We start from the raw sequence: 13,829 nt of genomic DNA, 5'->3' as shown, positions 1-13,829 counted from the left end.
AGCCATGTCCCGGCCGGTTCACGCCGAGATCCACTTCTCAGCATGTCATGCCCCGGTCCGCCGCGGGCCGCGGGGGCGGCCGGGGCGGCCGGGGATCAGGGCTTCGCCCGGTCCGCCTCCGCGACCCGCTCCCGCACCTGTTCCGGCGTCAGATACGCGTCGGTGTACTCGAAGTCCTTCAGCTTGGCCGGCTTGCGGGCCTGGAAGCCGGTGCGGACGAAGTCGTCGCCGGCGACCGCGTTCAGCGCCCAGTTGGCCGCCACCCGTGCCTTGGCCACGCCCGTGCGCAGCGCCGACCAGTGGTAACCGCGGGCCACCGCCTGCGCGGGCAGGCCCGTCAGCTCGACCCCGAGCGGCTTGGAGACCGCGTCGGTGCCGCCCAGGTCGACGACGAGACCCAGGTCCTTGTGGACGTACGGCCGCATCGGCTGGTTGCGCAGGGTGGCGATGAGGTTCTCGGCGACGTGCCGGCCCTGCCGCATCGCGTGCTGGGCGGTGGGCGGGCAGACCGCGCCCTCCTGACCCTTGGCGAGGTCGGGCACGGCCGCGGAGTCGCCGAGCGCGAACACCCCGTCGTGGCCCGGCAGGCACATCTCCGCGGTGACCGCCAGCCGGCCCTTGACCGTCTCCGCGCCGAGCGTGGCCATCAGCGGGCTCGCGACCACGCCCGCCGTCCAGATCAGCGTGCGGCTGGGCACCACCCGGCCGTCCGTGAAGGTGACCTCCTCCGGCGCGGCCTTGGCGATGGAGACACCCAGCGAGATGTCGATGCCGCGCCGCGTCAGGATCTCCTGTGCGTCGCGGCCGAGCTTCTCGCCCAGCTCCGGCATCAGCTTCGGCGCGATGTCGATCAGATGCCACTTGATCAGGGCCGGGTCCAGCCGGGTGTAGCGCTTGACGGCCGCGTGCGTCAGGCGCTGCAGGCACGCCGCGGTCTCGGTGCCGGCGTAGCCGCCGCCCACCACCACGAACTGCAGCCGGGAGGCGCGCTCCACGGGGTCCTGGCTGGCGTCGGCGAGGTCCAGCTGGGAGATGACGTGGTCGCGGATGTAGGCGGCCTCCGCCAGCGTCTTCATGCCGAACGCGTTGTCGGTGAGCCCGGGGATGTCGAAGGTGCGGGTGATGCTGCCGGGCGCCAGCACGATGTAGTCGTAGGGCTCGTCGACGATCCGGTCGGTGATGGTGCGCACCACGCAGACCTTCGCCTTGAGGTCCACCCCGATGGCGCCGCCCGGGATGATCCGGGTCCGGTACTTGCTGCTGCGGCGCAGCGAGAGCGCGATCGACTGGGGGGTGAGCACCCCGGCGGCGACGTGCGGCAGCAACGGCAGATAGAGCTGGTAGGAGAACGGTGTCACCAAGGTGATCTCGGCCTCGCTCGGCGAGAGCCTGCGTTCCAGACGACGGACGCACTCCACGCCGGCGAAGCCTGCGCCGACCACCAGGATCCTGGGTCGTGTCACGGTGTTCATCCCTTTCTGCGGCTCCGGGGCGGTCTGCCGCGGACGCCATTCGCCTGCCCGAGGATCGCCGCTTCGCACCTCGTCCATGCGATCGCGCCCGGACTGCTTCGGCCAGCCGGGTGCGGCAGGCAGGCGACACGTCCTGATCACCACCATGCCCCGCCCGGACCCGGAGCGCACCGGGCGGGAGCGGACCGCGTGGAACTTTCCCGCGGGAGGGGTTCGTACCGGGCGGTGGATCAGTCCGTTCCGCGCAGGTGACACAGCAGCAGGCACACGTCGTCGTCCCGTTCGGAGTCGCTGAGCATCGGACGCAGGATCCCGTCGGCCGAGCCCTCCAGGTCCGTGTCCAGCTCCGCCGGGCCGAACGACCCGAGCGCGTCCGTCAGCCGCGCGATGCCCGGGTCTATGCCGAGGGCACGGCGCTCCACCAGGCCGTCCGTGTACAGCGCGAGCGTCGAACCGGGCGCCATGGGCACCGTGTGGTCCGCGATCTCCTGGCGCAGCGGGATGCCGAGCATCGCACCGGGTTTGGCGTCCAGGGTGCGCACCCGCCCGTCCGGGGTACGCAGCACCGGCGGCGGATGACCGGCGGCCGCCCACGTCACCGTCGGGTCGTCGGGGTGGAAGCGCGCGATGACCGCGGTGGCGAACAGGTCGGGCTGGAGGTGGTGCAGGAAGATGTGCAGCCGGGTCAGCAGCTGCCCGGGGCTGCCGCCGTCGACCGCGTACGCGCGCAGGGCGGTGCGCAGCTGACTCATCATCACCGCCGCGCGCAGCCCGTGCCCGGTGACGTCCCCGACCACGGCGATGACACCGCCGTCGGGCTGCCGGAACGCGTCGTACCAGTCGCCGCCGATGTTCAGCCCGTGGGTGGCCGGCAGATAGCGCGCGGCCAGGGAGAGCCCGGGCGGGGCCGGCAACTCCGTCAGCAGCGCCCGCTGGAGGGTCTCGGCGATGTCGCGGTTGTGCTGGTAGCGCTGGGCGTGGTCGATCGCGATGCTGGCCCGCCGGGTCAGCTCGACCAGCATCACGGCGTCGTCCGCGTCCCAGCGCTCCCCGGGCGGGGACAGGGTCACCACCCCCAGGGGCGCCTGCCGCGTCGGCAGCGGGATGCACAGCAGGGGCCGCTCCGGGGCCAGCGCCGAGGGCGGCTGGTCGTCCACGCCGGGCAGTCCGCCCGGCTGCGCGGCGGCGTACTGCGGGCGCCCGGTGCGGGCGGCGACCACCGCGGCGGCCGCGTGGGCGGGACCCGGCCGGTCGCCGTCCTGGTCGAACAGCCAGATGTCGACACTCGCCGCGTACTCGGGCACCAGCAGCTCCGGCAGCCGGCGCACGATCTCGTGGTGGTCGAGCGACGCCGTCAGCACCGCGCTCGCGTCCGCCAGGAACGTCAGCCTGCGCCGGGCGTTCTCCGCCTCCGTACGCGCCTTGCGTTCGGCGGCGAACGCCTCGCGCTGGGCCCGCCCGGCGGCGTCCAGTTCGGCGTGCAGCGCCACCACGCCCTGGTTCGTCTGCTGGAGCTCCTCCCGGTGGAACTCGACCAGCCCCTCCTGCTCGGTGAGGCGCTCCAGCACCAGCGCCGTGTCCTCGTCGGCGCCCAGCAGGGCCTCCGCCAGCAGCGCCGGATCGTCCGCCACGGCGTCGGCGCCGGCGTCCGCAGCCGGCTCGGGGCACGGCACCGTGGTCCGCCACGGGGGCTGCCCGGCGGCAGCGGCCTCGGGCGACGGCGTCACCACGGCGTGCAGCACGCTCTGCCCGGCCCCCGGCGCGGTGCGGGAGTCCGTCCCCGTCTCCAGGGTGAGCCGCCAGGTGCCGCCCTTGGTCAGGCACAGCCGCAGCTGCGCGCCGAGCGAGGCCGTCAGCCGCGCACGCTCCACGGGCGGTACGCCGAAGGCCGCCGCCAGGCGCGCGGTGGCGATGCGCGCCCGCGCCGCGTCGGTGACGTCGGTGATCTGCCAGGTTCGGGTCATGGGCCGTCCGGCGGGGTCGGGGCCAGCACGGCGACGGCGGTGTCGTCCCGTACGGGCCGGGCCGGGCTGCTGGCGTCGCGGATCGTGACGGCGGCGGTCACCGCCGGGTCGGCCGCCGTGCGGCACGTGTCGGACGTCGGCGACCAGCGGCTCGGCAGACCGTCGCTGTGCAGGACCAGCACCCGGTCGTCCGCCCAGGGCGCCTCCTCCTGACGCAGCGTGGTGGGCCGGTGGGTGCCGACGATGCCGGGCCGCGACACCAGGTGCCGCCAGGTGCCGCCCTCGCACAGCCGCGCCCCGATGTTGCCGACGCCGGTGAAGCGGAGCACCGCGGCCCGCGTGTCGACCTGGGCCACCGCGACGGCGGCGCCGCGGGTGCCGGACAGCGCCCGGTCGAGCCGCCGCACCGCCTCGGCCGGCGGCAGGTGGGCCGCGGTGCGCAGCGCCTCCACGGCGGCGTCGGAGGCACGGGCGGCCTCGGGACCGTGGCCGAGACCGTCGGCCAGCATCAGGGTGACCAGGTCGCCGTCCCGGACCCAGGCCCAGGCGTCACCCGAGTAGTCCGCACCGCCGAACGGGACGTTCACCGCGCCGGCCCGCAGGCGGCCCGCCGGACCGGAGCCGGTGACACGGGGCCCGGGTACGCCGACCCGGGCGACCACCACCGTGCCCCGACCGGGGACACTGTGCAGGCCGAAGTCGTCGGCGAGGCGGGCACAGGTGCCGAGGCCCGCACCGAGGGACCCCGTGGTGGTGAAGCCGTCGCGCAGCGCGGCGGGCACGTCGGCGATGCCGGGCCCGTGGTCGACCGTGGTGACCTGCACCCGTGGCCTAGCCTGCCCGTCGGCCGGGAGGACGGGCGGGGCGACCACGTCGACGATGACCCGGCCGCCCCCGGCGTGCTTGAGCAGGTTGGTGGCCAGCTCGGTCGCCACCAGCGCCGCCGTCGAGGTCCGCTGCTCGTCGAGACCGGCCAGGGCGGCCGCGTGCTCGGCGGCCACCCGGGCGTCGCGCACCCGGGTCGAGTCGTGCACCGGGACGTCCCACACGCGGGGCATCAGGACTCCCCTCGCGGGCGTGGCGGGCGGCCCACCCAGGACGTCACCCGCACGGTCGTCCCGGAGCCCGGGGCGCTCTCGATCGCGAACTCGTGCACCAGGCGCCGCGCGCCGCCCAGCCCCATGCCGAGGCCGTCGCCGGAGGTGAAACCGTCACTGAGCGCCTGTTCCAGGTCCGGGATGCCGGGCCCCTCGTCGCTGAAGGTCAGCCGCAGCCCGTGCGTGGTCCCCTCCACCAGCGACTCCGTCTCCATGGTGCCGCCACCGCCGTACACGAGGGTGTTGCGGGCCAGCTCGCTGGCCGCCGTGACCAGCTTCGTCTGGTCCACCAGGCCGAAGCCGAGCTGGGCGGCCGCCTGCCGCACATGCTGCCGCACCCACACCAGATCCATGTCCGAACGGATCGGCAGGCGGGCCTGGGAGCCCGCTGCAGTGTGCATCACTGACTCTCCTGGCGCAGGCCGCCGAAGCGGGACGACGGAGCCTGCTGCCTGAGGAGGTCCATGGCCACCTCGGTACTGAGCGCGGTGTGCACGCCCGGCAGCGTCAGGCCTAGCTCCACCAGCGTGATGGCGACCGCCGGGCGCATGCCGACCAGCACGGTCCGCGCGGCCAGCAGACCGGTCTGCCCGGCGATCTCGGCCAGGATCCGGCCGAGGAAGGAGTCGACGATCTCCACCCCGGAGACGTCGATGACCACGCCGGTGGCGCCGCTGCGCACGATGGTCTCGGCGAGGTCCTCCTGGAGCTGCTGCGCCGTGCTGTCGTACAGATCACCCTGAAGGGTGACCAGCAGGATCTCACCGAGCCGCAGGACCGGAACATGCCCCGTCACGGGAGCCCCGTGGGCCCCGGGCAGTACCTGGCTCACCGCGCGACCGCGCCGTTCGTGCCGGGCGTCACGATGCCGACCCCGAGCTGGTGCAGCACGTATCCGAGCGCGTCGGCGAGGCTGGCCCGGGTCACCACCGTGCCCAGGTCGAGACCCAGGTGGACCATGGTCTGCGCGATCGCGGGCCGGATGCCGGAGACGATGCACTCGGCGCCCATGAGCCGGGCCGCCGCGACCGTCTTCATCAGGTGCTGGGCCACCAGCGAGTCGACGGTCGGCACACCGGTGATGTCCAGGATCGCGTAACGCGCCTGCTGCTCGACGATGGACTCCAGCAGGGTCTCCATCACCACCTGGCTGCGCTCGCTGTCCAGCGTGCCGATCAGCGGAACGGCCACGATGCCGTCCCACAGCTTGATGACCGGCGTGGCCACTTCGAGCAGCTGGAGGCGCTGGCGGTCGATGAGCGCCTGCCCCTCGCTGAGCGCCGTCTGCATCACCACGACCCTCAGGGTGCCCATCAGCACGCTCAGCGTGGTGACGCAGTCCCGGACGTGCTCGGCCGGGGCGTCCTCGGGCAGGTCGGCCACCAGCAGGTTCTCGACGGGCGGACGCAGCGCGGCCAGTTCGCTCGACACCTGCGCGGTGCTCAGCCCGGAGCGCGAGCGGGCCGTGCCCATCCGCGCCAGCTGCTCGCGCACCGTGGTGAACCCGGCGGCGTCCGGGTCCTCGACCCGCGCCGCGTCCGCGACCTGCGCCAGCGCGTCCACGACGGCCTTGCCCGCCTCCACCGCCTCGTCGCGCGAGACGGTGAACACGGCCCGGAACAGGGGCTCGTCCGCCCACCGCTGGGCGATCTGCTCACGGCGGCGCCGCAGGAAGTCCCTGACCTCCCGTGTCGACGCTGCCGCCGTTCCCTCCGCGTGCTCCGGCACCTGTCCCACTCCTCATCCGCGTAGCGCCGCACGTCACCCCCACCGGGGTGACGTGCCGGCGACGTGACCCAGCCGGTCGACAACTCTAACCACCCACCGACCTGGCACGGCACCTGCTTCCGCACTACCGGTCCGGAGGGGACGCGGGCACCCGGCGGCTCAGGCGTCGGGCACCCGCGGACCCTCCGGCTGGGCGTCGATGCGGGAGAGCGCCTCCTCGACGCTGTCCGAGACCGGCACCGTGATGCTCACCCCGGTCAGGTCGAGGACGCGCCTCACCGCGGGGGGCGGCGCGATGATGTGCACGCTGCCCGGCAGCTCGCGCACTTCCTGGTAGACCCGCAGGATGATGTTCATGCCGGACGAGTCCATGAACGGGACCGCCGACAGGTCCAGCAGGAAGTGCCGCCGGCCGTGGTGGAGCTGGTTGGCCAGATGGTGCTGGAACTCGGTCGCCGTGTCGACGTCCAGGTAACCCTCCACCTTGAGCAGCGCGACCTCCTCCCTCGGCAGCGTCACCTCGACGGACAGCGGGTTCTGGGCTATGGGCACGTGTACCTCCAACAACGCGGCGGTGCGGCGGACCTTCGTGTGGTCCACCGCGCCCGCCGGATACCCCCGAAACCCGTCTCCACACCTGCCGGCCGGACCCGGGTTTCCGCGCCGTGCGTCACCCCACCCGGATGCCCACCAGACACGTGTCGTCGTCCGTGTCCGACCTGCTGTAGGTGAGCAGCCGGTCCAGATGCTGGTCCAGGGTGTTCGGCGTCGGGCGCACGGTGCTGAGCAGTTGGGCCAGCGCCTCCTCCACCGGGCGGTCACGGCGTTCGATCAGACCGTCGGTGTACATCAGCAGGGTGTCCCCGGCGGCCAGCTGCGCCTCGGCCTCCTCGTACGAGGCCTCCGCCACCGCCCCCAGCAGCATGCCCCTCACCAGCGGCAGCGGCTCCGCCCCCGGGCCCCTCACCAGCACCGGCGGCAGATGGCCCGCCCTGGCCCAGCGCAGCGTGCGCCGGGACGGGTCGTACAGGCCGCACACCGCCGTGGCGGTGACCCCGCCCGTCAGATGGTGCGCCACGATATTGAGCCAGGACAGCAGCTGCCCCGGACCGGCCCCGGTCACCGCGAGACCGCGCAGCGCGTTGCGCAGCACCACCATGCTGGTCGCCGCCTCTATCCCGTGCCCGGCGACGTCCCCCACGCACAGCAGCACCAGCCCGCTGGGCAGCCGCACGGCGTCGTACCAGTCGCCGCCCACCAGCTGCTCCGTCTCCGCGGGCCGGTACCGGACGGCCACCTGGAGGTCCGGCACCCGCAGCGGGGTCTGGGCGGGCGGCATGATGGCGTGCTGCAACTGCAGGGTCAGCCGGGCGCGCTCGACGGCCTGCTGCTCGGTGTGCGCCAGCTGGTCACGGGTCGCGGCGAGCGCCACCTCCGTCCAGTGCTGCGCCGAGATGTCCTGGCAGGCGCCCCGTACGAGGAGCAGTCGGTCGTCGGTGTCCAGGACCGGCTCGGCCACCACCCGCACATGCCGGGTCACCCCGTCGGGCCGCCGCAGCCGGAACGCCGCCGACGCCGGCCGCCGATGGTGCAGCAGGGTGCGCAGAAACCGCCCGATGGCGACGGCGTCGTCCGGGTGGGCGTGGGCGGCCAGCTCCTCCAGCGGCACCGGCGTGCTCGTCTGCGGGCGCCCGTACAGGTCGAACAGCTGCCCGTTCCAGGTGATCTCACCGGTCAGCAGGTTCTCCTCGAAACCGCCGATGCGGCCGATCCGCTGGGCGTGCTGGAGGAGGCTGGCCAGCCGCGCCGTCTCGTCCTCGATGCGCCAGATGAGCAGCACGGCGTTGCCGTGCCGGCTGACGCTGATGTCCGCCACCGCCGACAGCGGCACCTGGTCCACCAGGGCGGTCAGGTTCATGTGCCGGGCCCGGAACGGCTCGCCCGTGGCGTACACGCGCTCCACGTTGCGGAACAGCCCGCCGTCCCCGGCGGCCATCGGGTAGGCCTCCAGGAGCAGCGCCCCGCCCACGACGGCCCGCGGCCGCCCGGCCGGATCCATGAAGCGCTCGTTCACGTGCTGGATGCGGAAGTCCGCCAGCTGCCCCGCCGCGTCCAGGTGCGGCACCAGCACCAGGGCGGGGTCGTGCAGCCCGTCGGCCAGGTCCATCAGCTCCACCGCGTCCGGGATGACCCGCGGCTCCTGCCCGGCCTCGCGCGGCGGCGTGTACGACTCCAGGGTGTGCGCGCACAGCTCCGCCAGGGCCTCCACCTGACGGACCACCTGGGGCGGCTGCGGGGCCAGCGGCAACGGCCAGGCGATCTCCAGCACGCCGTGGACGCGTCCCCCGGTACCGGCGGGCAGGGCGACCCTGCCGCCGTCCGGGTACTGGTGCCGGCCCACGCTGGGCAGCCCCGTGCCCGCCAGGGACGTGATCCACTGCCCGGCACGCTCGGTCAGTCCCCGCCGCGCCACGGTCGCCACGTCCGGCGGCACGTACCGCCAGCGGGCCGCCTCGGCCGGGGGGAACCCGGCGCTGCCCACCAGGGTGAGCGACCCGTCGTACCCGGCCGCCCAGATGGCCACCGCCACCGCGCCGAGCGGGCGCAGCGCCTGCTCCAGCAGCGCGTCGGCGACGGCCTGGGTGTCGTCCGCGGCCAGTGCGCCGCTCTCGGCCGCCCGCAGGCGTACGGCGGCGGACTCGGCCACCTCCCCGGCCGCTCCCGCCGCCGCGGTGCCCTCGCCGTCCGTGTCGTCCGTGTCGCCCGTGTCGTCCCCGGGATCCGCGGTGCGCACGGCCGAGGTGGCCGCGAGGAACGCGTCGGTCACCTCCGACATGCGGTCCCGGGCGGACTGGTTGATGACCTCGACCGCGAACTCCAGCGGCGTCACCTGGGACTGCTCGGCCAGTTCGGCGAGCTGCCGGGCGGCCTCCGCCGGACCGCAGCCGAGCCGCGCGACCAGGATGCCCTTGGCCAGCTCGATCAGCGCCCGCCCCTCGGCCTCCGCCTGGGCGGCCCGCACCTCGCGGCTGAGCCGGTCCACCGTGGCCGCCAGCCTGCCCACGGGCGACAGCGGCGTCATGCCGGCCGGGCCGGACGCCTCCCGCCGGACGGCGCCGCCCGGCTCGCCGGACTGCTCGGACACGCTCATACCGGCAGCCACCGTCGGACGCACGCGATGAGGTCCTGGGTGTCGACGGGCTTGGTGACGTAGTCGCTGGCGCCCGAGGCGAGGCTCTTCTCCCGGTCGCCGGGCATCGCCTTCGCCGTGACCGCGATGATCGGCAGCTCGGCGTACCGCGGCATCCGGCGGATCTCGGCCGTCGCCGTGTAGCCGTCCATCTCCGGCATCATCACGTCCATCAGGACCAGCGCCACGTCCGGGTGGTCCACGAGGGTCTCGATGCCCCGTCGGCCGTTCTCCGCGTGCAGCACCCGGAAACCGTGCAGCTCCAGGATCCCGCTGAGCGCGAACAGGTTGCGCGCGTCGTCGTCGACCACGAGGACGGTGCGCCCGGCGGGCGGGTCCTGACCGGCCCGCGGGTCCGGACGCGGCGGCTCCTCCGGCCGCACCAGGGGCAGCACGTCCCCGGGTTCCTCCGCGGCCAGGTGCAGGGCGATGCGCTCACGCAGCTCGTCGAGGCTGGACAGGAACTCCAGCGCCCCGCCCGCCGCGCCGGAGCGCAGGTCCTCCTCCACGGCGGCGTCCGCGCGGTGCCCGCTGTGCACGAGCACCGGCACGCTCGCCAGCGCCGAGTCGCCCCGCAGCGCGTGCAGGAAGCGGGGCGCCTCGGCGTCGGGCATGCCCAGCTCCAGTACGACGCAGTGGCACGGCTCGGCCGCCAGCGCGCCGGCGGCCTCCTCGGCCCCCACGGCCGTGATGACGTCGAGCGGGGGCCGGTCTCCCGCGTCGTCCCGCACGTGGGTCAGATCGGCGACCACGCTCTCCGCGACGAGGGTCAGCAGGCCGCGCGGACGCTCCTCCACGACCAGCAGCCGCCGCGGCCGCTGCCGGTGGCCGCCGGTCAGCTCGGCCACCGGCGCCGGTCGGTCGAGGACGTCGGCGGACACTTCGGCCGGGACGTGCTCCGGACCGCGGGAGAGCAGGTCCTCGAAGTCGGGCCGGGCCACCGGCAGGTACAGCGTGAAGGTGCTGCCCCGGCCGGGCGTGCTGTCCACCGTGACGGCGCCGCCCAGCAGCTGCGCGATCTCCCGGGTGATGGACAGGCCGAGCCCGGTGCCGCCGTACTTGCGGCTCGTCGTGCCGTCCGCCTGCTGGAAGGCGCCGAAGATCGACTCCAGGTTCTGCTCGGGGATGCCGATGCCCGTGTCCTTCACCCGGAAGGCCACCACCGCCCCGCCCCGGACGACGCCCGTGGGCACCTCGTCGTCCGGTGCCGGTTCGACGGCCAGCTCCACGCCGCCCCGCTCGGTGAACTTCACCGCGTTGGACAGCAGGTTGCGCAGCACCTGCCGCAGCCGGGAGTCGTCGGTCAGCAGGTCCGCCGGCGCCCCGGTGGCCGTCGTGACCGTGAACTCCAGGCCCTTCTGGCTGGTCATGGGCCGGAAGGTGGCCTCGACGTACTCGATGAGCTGGCGCAGCGTCACGCGCTCCGGGGACACGTCCATCTTCCCCGCCTCGACCTTCGACAGGTCGAGGATGTCGTTGATCAGCTGCAGCAGGTCCGAGCCGGCCGAGTGGATGATGCCCGCGTACTCGACCTGCTTCGGGGTGAGGTTGCGCGAGGGGTTCTGGGCCAGCAGCTGGGCCAGGATGAGCAGGCTGTTGAGCGGGGTGCGCAGCTCGTGGCTCATGTTGGCCAGGAACTCCGACTTGTACTTCGAGGCCAGTGACAGCTGCTGGGCACGCGCCTCCAGCTCCTGCCGGGCCTGCTCGATCTGCAGGTTCTTCGCCTCGATGTCCCGGTTCTGGGCCGCGAGCAGGGACGCCTTGTCCTCCAGCTCGGCGTTGGAGTGCTGCAGTTCCTCCTGCTGCGACTGCAGTTCGGCGGAGCGGGCCTGGAGCTCGGCGGTCAGGCGCTGGGACTCGGCGAGCAGCTCGTCGGTACGCGCGTTGGCCACGATGGTGTTGACGTTCACGCCGATGGTCTCGATCAGCATCTCCAGGAAGTCCTGGTTGATCTGGCTGAACGCGGCGACCGAGGCGAGTTCGATGACGCCGAGGACCTGTCCCTCGACCACGATGGGCAGCAGCACCAGCGCGGCCGGCACCACCTCGCCGAGTCCGGAGGAGATGGTCAGATAGTCCGGCGGCAGTTCGTTCACCATGATGGTGCGCCGGCTGCGCGCGGCCTGGCCGACCAGGGTGCGGCCGAAGGCGATGCGGGTGGGTCTGTTCGTGTCCTCCGGGTAGCCGTAGGAGCCGACGAGCCGCAGCTCGGGACCGTCGTCGCCGTCCTCGGCCAGGTAGAAGGCGCCGTACTGGGCCGACACCAGCGGCACCAGCTCGTCCATGATCAGCTCGGCGACCACGGGCAGGTCCCGGTGCCCCTGCATCAGACCGGAGATGCGGGCGAGGTTGGTCTTGAGCCAGTCCTGCTCCTGGTTGGCCCGCGTGGTCGCGCGCAGGGACTCCACCATGGCGTTGATGTTGTCCTTGAGCTCGGCGACCTCGCCGGACGCCTCCACGTTGACCGAGCGGGTCAGGTCGCCCTCGGCGACGGCGGAGGTGACCTCGGCGATCGCGCGGACCTGGCGGGTCAGGTTGCCGGCCAGTTCGTTGACGTTCTCCGTGAGGCGCTTCCAGGTGCCGGAGACGCCCTCCACCTCGGCCTGGCCGCCGAGCCGGCCCTCGGTGCCGACCTCGCGGGCCACCCGGGTGACCTCGTCGGCGAAGGCGGAGAGCTGGTCGACCATCGTGTTGATCGTCGTCTTGAGTTCGAGGATCTCGCCGCGCGCGTCGACGTCGATCTTCTTCGACAGGTCGCCCCGGGCCACCGCGGTCGTCACCAGGGCGATGTTGCGCACCTGGTTGGTGAGGTTGTTGGCCATCGAGTTGACGTTGTCGGTGAGGTCCTTCCAGGTGCCGGCGACGTTCGGCACGTGCGCCTGGCCGCCCAGGCGCCCGTCGGTGCCGACCTCGCGGGCGACGCGGGTGACCTCGTCGGCGAACGCCGACAGCGTGTCGACCATGGTGTTGATCACGTCGGCCAGCGCCGCGACCTCGCCCTCGGCGTCGACGGTGATCCGCTGCGACAGGTCGCCGCGGGCCACCGCGGTGGCCACCTGGGCGATGGAGCGCACCTGACCGGTCAGGTTCGACGCCATCACGTTGACGTTGTCGGTGAGGTCCTTCCAGGTGCCCGACACCCCGCGCACCCGGGCCTGCCCGCCCAGGTTCCCGGCCGTGCCGACCTCGCGGGCCACCCGGGTGACCTCGTCGGCGAAGGCGGAGAGCTGGTCGACCATGGTGTTGATGGTGTTCTTCAGTTCCAGGATCTCGCCGCGGGCGTCCACGGTGATCTTCTGGGACAGGTCGCCCTTGGCCACGGCGGTGGCCACCTGGGCGACGTTGCGGACCTGGTTGGTCAGGTTCCCCGCCATGAAGTTCACCGAGTCGGTGAGGTCGCGCCAGGTGCCCCGGACGCCCTGGACGTCGGCCTGGCCGCCGAGCCGGCCGTCGGTGCCGACCTCGCGGGCCACCCGGGTGACCTCGTCGGCGAAGGCGGAGAGCTGGTCGACCATGGTGTTGATGGTGTTCTTCAGCTCCAGGATCTCGCCGCGGGCGTCCACGTCGATCTTCTGGGACAGGTCCCCCCTGGCGACCGCCGTGGCCACCTGGGCGATGTCGCGGACCTGGGTGGTGAGGTTGCCCGCCATCGCGTTGACCGAGTCCGTCAGGTCGGCCCAGGTGCCCGAGACCCCCGGCACCTTTGCCTGCCCGCCGAGGGCGCCCTCCGTGCCGACCTCGCGGGAGACCCGCGTGACCTCGGAGGTGAACACGGACAACTGGTCCACCATGCCGTTGAAGACCTTGGCGATGTCGCCCATCAGTCCGTCCGCGTCGTCCGGCAGACGGGTCCCGAAGTCGCCGTCCCGCACGGCCGTCAGGCCCGCCAGGAGACGGCGCAACTCCTGATCACCCGGAGCCGCGTCGACGGATCCGGTGCTGTCGCTGGTCATGCGCGTCCTCGTTCCGCTCCCCGGGAGTCCTCGCAGCGAGGACCCCACCACCCCTGCCGGACCGTTCGGGCCGTCCGGCCTGCCGTGTCCGCGTTCGCGCAGTTCACGGATTCGCCCGGGAGAAAAATACGCCAGAGGCTAACCCAGGTCTCCGGCGCGGACCAAGCGATGCGTCACCCGGCCGGACGCGTACCCCCGCACGGGTCACGCCGGGCGGGCGGCAGCGGCGGCACACCCGGCCGGCGTCCCACCCGCGCCGAAGGGCCCGCCGGGCCGAATGCGGCGGCCCCGGGCGGGTATGTGCTGCTGTGGAGCCGGTCCGGCCCGTCGCGTCCGCCCGGCCCGGTGGTCGCCGCGGGGGAGTCCCGCGAGCAGACCGGACCGGACGACAGCACGCGGAAACCGGGGGCACCACCGACATGGAA

The 13,829-nt window shown here is 73.5% G+C and carries 9 protein-coding genes; all 9 read right to left on the bottom strand.

Annotated features, from left to right (window positions below; genetic code table 11):
- Nucleotides 1–95: 95 nt before the first annotated feature.
- The 9 genes from BZZ08_RS07245 to BZZ08_RS07205 all read right to left on the bottom strand — a co-directional run bounded on the left by BZZ08_RS07245 (nucleotide 96) and on the right by BZZ08_RS07205 (nucleotide 13,404).
- The gene (locus tag BZZ08_RS07245; RefSeq protein WP_198601340.1) at nucleotides 96–1,472 is read right to left on the bottom strand and encodes an NAD(P)/FAD-dependent oxidoreductase; all 1,377 of its coding nucleotides are present in this window, start codon (nucleotides 1,470–1,472) and stop codon (nucleotides 96–98) included.
- Between the two features lie 230 nt (nucleotides 1,473–1,702).
- On the bottom strand, nucleotides 1,703–3,436 hold the full coding sequence (locus BZZ08_RS07240; protein WP_104631300.1) for a PP2C family protein-serine/threonine phosphatase: 1,734 nt from the start codon (nucleotides 3,434–3,436) through the stop codon (nucleotides 1,703–1,705).
- Nucleotides 3,433–4,494, bottom strand: coding sequence for an ATP-binding SpoIIE family protein phosphatase (locus BZZ08_RS07235; RefSeq protein WP_104631299.1), 1,062 nt, complete (start codon nucleotides 4,492–4,494; stop codon nucleotides 3,433–3,435). The genes BZZ08_RS07240 and BZZ08_RS07235 overlap by 4 nt, the downstream gene beginning before the upstream one ends.
- Nucleotides 4,494–4,934: an anti-sigma regulatory factor gene (locus BZZ08_RS07230; RefSeq protein WP_104631298.1), complete on the bottom strand. Its 441-nt coding sequence runs from the start codon at nucleotides 4,932–4,934 to the stop codon at nucleotides 4,494–4,496. Before BZZ08_RS07230 ends, BZZ08_RS07235 begins: the two co-directional genes overlap by 1 nt.
- Entirely contained in the window at nucleotides 4,934–5,365 is a 432-nt protein-coding gene (locus BZZ08_RS07225) for an STAS domain-containing protein (RefSeq protein ID WP_104631297.1), read from the bottom strand. The genes BZZ08_RS07230 and BZZ08_RS07225 overlap by 1 nt, the downstream gene beginning before the upstream one ends.
- Nucleotides 5,362–6,261 carry an STAS domain-containing protein gene (locus tag BZZ08_RS07220; RefSeq protein ID WP_104631296.1) on the bottom strand — a complete coding sequence of 300 codons (900 nt, stop codon included), beginning with the start codon at nucleotides 6,259–6,261 and terminating at the stop codon, nucleotides 5,362–5,364. The genes BZZ08_RS07225 and BZZ08_RS07220 overlap by 4 nt, the downstream gene beginning before the upstream one ends.
- A 159-nt stretch (nucleotides 6,262–6,420) precedes the next feature.
- Nucleotides 6,421–6,813, bottom strand: a complete 393-nt coding sequence (locus BZZ08_RS07215) for an STAS domain-containing protein (RefSeq protein WP_104631432.1) — start codon at nucleotides 6,811–6,813, stop codon at nucleotides 6,421–6,423.
- A gap of 118 nt (nucleotides 6,814–6,931) precedes the next feature.
- The gene (locus BZZ08_RS07210; RefSeq protein ID WP_104631295.1) at nucleotides 6,932–9,412 is read right to left on the bottom strand and encodes a SpoIIE family protein phosphatase; all 2,481 of its coding nucleotides are present in this window, start codon (nucleotides 9,410–9,412) and stop codon (nucleotides 6,932–6,934) included.
- The gene (locus BZZ08_RS07205; RefSeq protein ID WP_104631294.1) at nucleotides 9,409–13,404 is read right to left on the bottom strand and encodes a HAMP domain-containing protein; all 3,996 of its coding nucleotides are present in this window, start codon (nucleotides 13,402–13,404) and stop codon (nucleotides 9,409–9,411) included. Before BZZ08_RS07205 ends, BZZ08_RS07210 begins: the two co-directional genes overlap by 4 nt.
- Between the last annotated feature and the right edge of the window lie 425 nt (nucleotides 13,405–13,829).

Source organism: Streptomyces sp. MH60 (genome assembly GCF_002939385.1).
Taxonomy (GTDB): Bacteria; Actinomycetota; Actinomycetes; order Streptomycetales; family Streptomycetaceae; genus Streptomyces.
The sequence above is the reverse complement of the archived record's forward strand: the minus strand, read 5'-3'. Positions and strand labels throughout refer to the sequence as shown.